Source organism: Patiriisocius sp. 208BN25-11 (genome assembly GCF_058147145.1).
In genome coordinates, this window is record NZ_JBYVJY010000031.1 from 1 (window position 1) to 2,482 (window position 2,482).

A 2,482-nucleotide genomic window follows, 5' to 3' on the forward strand; every position below is an offset into this window, starting at 1 on the left:
TATCATTAATCACTCCCATCTTCACAATCGCAATATCTGCTTCTTGACAAAGCGTCGTTACTGTTGGATCGTCTTCGATCGTTAAACTCTCATCAGAAAGATCACTTACAGGTCCTCCAGCACTATCGGCATTTACCGTTGCTTGATTTGTGATTGTTCCTAGATCGATGTTGTCTTGCGTAATGGTATATACTCCAGCATATAACCATGTTTCATTTGGATCTAAAGCTCCATCATTATCTGTGTCACCACTCGTAAATGTAGTTGTGTCAATAAGTGGATCGGTAACAACAACATTTGTTAATGGGATGTTACCTTCATTGGTTACTGTAAACGTATAGGTCACTGTATCAATTTCAGCATCAGCACAACCATCTTGGTTGTTATCATTGATCAATCCCGTTTTTACAATCGCTATGAAACCATTTTGACATATTGACGTTGTTGTCTCAGTATCATTAGAAATATCCGTTCCCGATAAATCATCTGCAGTCGCTCCAGATGGAGCAAGTCCATTGACAGTAGCTTGGTTAATAACACCACCATTCGTGATATCAGTTTCTACAATTGCATAGTCTGCAGTATATACCCATGTTTCATCTACATCAAGCATACCATCATTATTCGTGTCACCACCACCAAAAGCAATAGCTACGACAGGATTTGGTGCTTCTAACAATGGGTCGGAAAGGCTAATGTTTCCGAGGGGAACATTACCTTCATTGGTGATAGTAAATGTATAGTTAATAGCATCTCCTGGAGTACTAATACAATCTCCATTTACATCTGTTCCGTTATAATTTCCTTCTTTTACTAAAGCAATACAGGCATTTTCAATAAATACTGAAATATCCTCTGAACAGCCATTAGCATCTACAACCGAAATAGTATATGTACCTTCTAATAGATCTGTAAAATCTCCAGATGCTTGAGGCACTCCTCCATTAAGACTAAAACTATAAGGAGCCGTTCCTCCAGAAACTTCTACAGAAACTGCACCAAATCCAGTACAAAGAATATTTGATTGATTTGAGATTTGAAGTGCTAATCCCGCTGTAGGCTCAGTAATTATAAATGATGCCTCTAACATACAGCTATTAGCATCGGTAATTGTTACCTCATACGTTCCTGCTGCTAGTCCTGAAATATCTTGTGTTGATGCACCTGTACTCCATGCATACGTATATCCTGGAGTTCCGCCTGCTACTTCTAAATCAATAGCACCAGTTATTTCTCCAAAGCATCCTACATTGGTAATCGTATTGGTTTCACTTAAGCCACCTAATGGTTCTGAAATTGTAAAAGAAGCCTCTAAGGTACATCCATTGGAATCCGTTATTGTTACATTATATGTTCCTGCTATTAATCCTGAAACATCTTGTGTCGTTGCGCCTGTACTCCATACATACATGTATGGTGCTGTTCCACCTGCTACTTCTAAATCAATTGCTCCAGTTGATTCACCAAAACACGCTACATCTGTAATTGTGTTTGTCTCACTTAAACCAGCAGATGGTTCAGTGATTGTAAATGATGCTTCTAGCGTACATCCATTGGCATCAGTAATCGTTACATCATACGTTCCTGCTGCTAGTCCTGAAATATCTTGTGTCGTTGCACCAGTATTCCAAGCATACGTATATCCTGGCGTTCCACCAGCAACTTCTAAATCAATCGCTCCAGTTGATTCACCAAAACATCCTACATTGGTAATCGTATTAGTTTGCGATAACGCTGCTAACGGCTGACTTACCGTTGCACTATTGGTTGTTGTACAGCCATTGCTATCGGTAATGGTAACACTATACGTTCCTGCTACTAAATTGTCTATGTCTTCTGTCGTTGCTCCATTACTCCATACAAAACTATAGGCTGGTGTTCCGCCTGTTACTGTTAAGTCTAAAGAACCTGTTGCTTCTCCAAAACATAATATATTGTTGATTGCTATTCCTGAGCTTAACTCGTTTGGCTCATTCACCGTAGCACTTGCCGTTGCAGTACACTGCGTAACTCCATCGGTTACAGTCACACTATAGGTTCCTCCTGGAAGACCCGTAATAGTCTGTGTCGTTGCTCCCGTGTTCCATAAGTAACTAATGTCTGCGATTGCTGATCCGCCTGTAACATTTGCTGTTACCGTTCCATCACTATCTCCATTACACGTTACTGGTGTGGCCTGTGCAAATACCGCTAAGTCTAAACATGTTCCTGGATTTACTTGTACTGTAGTCGTTGCAACACATCCATTGGCATCGGTTACCGTTACTGTATAGGTTCCTTGTGATAAGCCTGTGATGGTCTGTGTTGTCGCTCCACCTGGTGACCATACATAACTGTATGGCGGCGTTCCGCCAATGGCATTGGCAGTTGCTGTTCCATCTCCTGTGTTTGGTCCGCTCTCATCAGTAGAGGTAGCACTTACACTTAATGCGTTTTGTGGCTCTGTAATTGTTACACTTTGCTCTACGGGTAAACATACCGT

1 protein-coding gene is annotated in these 2,482 nt (G+C 40.9%); it reads right to left on the bottom strand.

The features are described from left to right. Positions 1–2,482, bottom strand: a 2,482-nt coding sequence (locus tag ACY2RS_RS15415) for a beta strand repeat-containing protein (RefSeq protein ID WP_490099561.1), incomplete at both ends; no start/stop codon positions are given.